Raw genomic sequence first — 3,195 nt, forward strand, 5'->3', positions numbered from 1 at the left:
ATGTTGTGATGGTGATAATGCATCCCCCCAAGGATGTATTATCGAATTCATAATTGCTCTTAGAGCAAAGATGTCTTATCAAGTAACTCATCTTATATCTTCGGATATATTGAGTACGTGAAAATGTCAGACTTTACAATTACTGTGGTTTAGTCACCACGGTGTACTTCGTAATTGATTCTTTTAAGAAAAGACTACTTAGGGTTGTATGGTTAAGTGACTAAGCGTATGTGGTGGATGCCTTGGCAGTTAGAGGCGATGAAGGACGTGTTAATCTGCGAAAAGCTTTGGTGAGGTGATAAAAACCGTTATAGCCAAAGATGTCCGAATGGGGAAACCCACTTATCATAAGATAGGTATCGTTAACTGAATACATAGGTTAACGAGGCGAACCGGGAGAACTGAAACATCTAAGTACCCCGAGGAAAAGAAATCAACCGAGATTTCGTTAGTAGCGGCGAGCGAACGCGAATCAGCCCTTAAGCTTATTGGGCGCTAGTGGAACTTACTGGAAAGTAAGACGATACAGGGTGATAGTCCCGTACACTAAAGCAACCTTTAAGTGAAATCGAGTAGGACGGAGCACGTGAAACTTTGTCTGAATATGGGGGGACCATCCTCCAAGGCTAAATACTACTAACTGACCGATAGTGAACCAGTACCGTGAGGGAAAGGCGAAAAGAACCCCTGTGAGGGGAGTGAAATAGAACCTGAAACCGCATACGTACAAGCAGTGGGAGCCAGATTTAGTCTGGTGACTGCGTACCTTTTGTATAATGGGTCAGCGACTTATATTCTGTAGCAAGGTTAACCGATTAGGGGAGCCGTAGCGAAAGCGAGTGTTAACTGCGCGTTTAGTTGCAGGGTATAGACCCGAAACCCGGCGATCTACCCATGGGCAGGTTGAAGGTTGAGTAACATCAACTGGAGGACCGAACACACGTATGTTGAAAAATGCGGTGATGACTTGTGGGTCGGAGTGAAAGGCTAATCAAGCCGGGAGATAGCTGGTTCTCCCCGAAATCTATTTAGGTAGAGCCTCGCACGAACACCATTGGGGGTAGAGCACTGTTAAGGCTAGGGGGTCATCCCGACTTACCAACCCTTTGCAAACTCCGAATACCAATGAGTGATATGCGGGAGACACACTGCGGGTGCTAACGTCCGTTGTGAAGAGGGAAACAACCCAGACCGCCAGCTAAGGTCCCAAAGTACTAGTTAAGTGGGAAACGATGTGGAAAGGCATAGACAGCTAGGAGGTTGGCTTAGAAGCAGCCATCCTTTAAAGAAAGCGTAATAGCTCACTAGTCGAGTCGGTCTGCGCGGAAGATGTAACGGGGCTAAACTAGTCACCGAAGCTGCGGATTCATAATTTATTATGAGTGGTAGGGGAGCGTTGTGTAAGCCGTTGAAGGTGAATTGAGAAGTTTGCTGGAGGTATCACAAGTGCGAATGCTGACATGAGTAACGATAAGGGGAGTGAAAAACTCCCCCGCCGAAAGACCAAGGTTTCCTGTCCCATGTTAATCAGGGCAGGGTAAGTCGGCCCCTAAGGCGAGGCGGAAACGCGTAGTCGATGGGAAACAGATTAATATTTCTGTACTTCTATATATTGCGAAGGAGGGACGGAGTAGGCTAGATGAGCACGGCGTTGGTAGTCCGTGTGAAAGAATGTAGGTGGGTGACTTAGGTAAATCCGGGTTGCTGTTAACACTGAGACTCGAGACGAGTGTCTACGGACATGAAGTCATTGATGCCATGCTTCCAGGAAAAGCTTCTAAGCTTCAGATATATAGGAACCGTACCCCAAACCGACACAGGTGGTTAGGTAGAGAATACTAAGGCGCTTGAGAGAACTCGGGTGAAGGAACTAGGCAAAATAGTACCGTAACTTCGGGAGAAGGTACGCTCTCTAGTGTGAAGGACTTGCTCCGTAAGCACATGAGAGTCGAAGTAACCAGGTGGCTGGAACTGTTTATTAAAAACACAGCACTGTGCAAAATCGAAAGATGACGTATACGGTGTGACGCCTGCCCGGTGCCGGAAGGTTAATTGATTCGGTTAGTTTTCGGACGAAGCTGATGATCGAAGCCCCGGTAAACGGCGGCCGTAACTATAACGGTCCTAAGGTAGCGAAATTCCTTGTCGGGTAAGTTCCGACCTGCACGAATGGCGTAATCATGGCCACACTGTCTCCACCCGAGACTCAGTGAAATTGAATTTGCGGTTAAGATGCCGTATACCCGCGGCTAGACGGAAAGACCCCGTGAACCTTTACTATAGCTTGACAGTGAACATTGCTCCTACATGTGTAGGATAGGTGGGAGGCGTTGAAACAGAGTCGCTAGATTCTGTGGAGCCAATCTTGAAATACCACCCTTGTATGCGTGATGTTCTAACCTAGGGCCCTAATCGGGCTTGGGGACACTGTCTGGTGGGTAGTTTGACTGGGGCGGTCTCCTCCCAAAGAGTAACGGAGGAGCACGAAGGTTGGCTAAGTATGGTCGGACATCATACGGTTAGTGCAATGGCATAAGCCAGCTTAACTGCGAGACAGACACGTCGAGCAGGTACGAAAGTAGGTCATAGTGATCCGGTGGTTCTGTATGGAAGGGCCATCGCTCAACGGATAAAAGGTACTCCGGGGATAACAGGCTGATACCGCCCAAGAGTTCATATCGACGGCGGTGTTTGGCACCTCGATGTCGGCTCATCACATCCTGGGGCTGAAGTCGGTCCCAAGGGTATGGCTGTTCGCCATTTAAAGTGGTACGCGAGCTGGGTTTAGAACGTCGTGAGACAGTTCGGTCCCTATCTGCCGTGGGCGTTTGAGAATTGAAGAGGGCTGCTCCTAGTACGAGAGGACCGGAGTGGACGAACCGCTGGTGTTCGGGTTGTTATGCCAATAGCATTGCCCGGTAGCTACGTTCGGAACTGATAACCGCTGAAAGCATCTAAGCGGGAAGCAGGCTTTGAGATGAGTTCTCACTGGAGCTTTAAGCTCCCTAAAGGGTCGTTGGAGACTACAACGTTGATAGGTCAGGTGTGTAAGGGCTGTGAGGTCTTGAGCTAACTGATACTAATTGCCCGTGAGGCTTAACCATACAACACCCAAGTAGTTTTTTAGAGCTATGAAGTGGATTGTATGAAGACTGACATGAATAGAAACGTCGATGAAAACGTTCATCCATGAAC

1 rRNA gene is annotated in these 3,195 nt (G+C 48.3%); it reads left to right on the plus strand.

The features are described 5' to 3' along the window. Positions 1 to 210: 210 nt before the first annotated feature. Positions 211 to 3,104 (plus strand): 23S ribosomal RNA (locus KO509_RS08880). The last annotated feature ends 91 nt before the right edge of the window (positions 3,105 to 3,195 follow it).

Source organism: Colwellia sp. C2M11, assembly GCF_018860915.1.
Lineage (GTDB): Bacteria > Pseudomonadota > Gammaproteobacteria > Enterobacterales > Alteromonadaceae > Colwellia.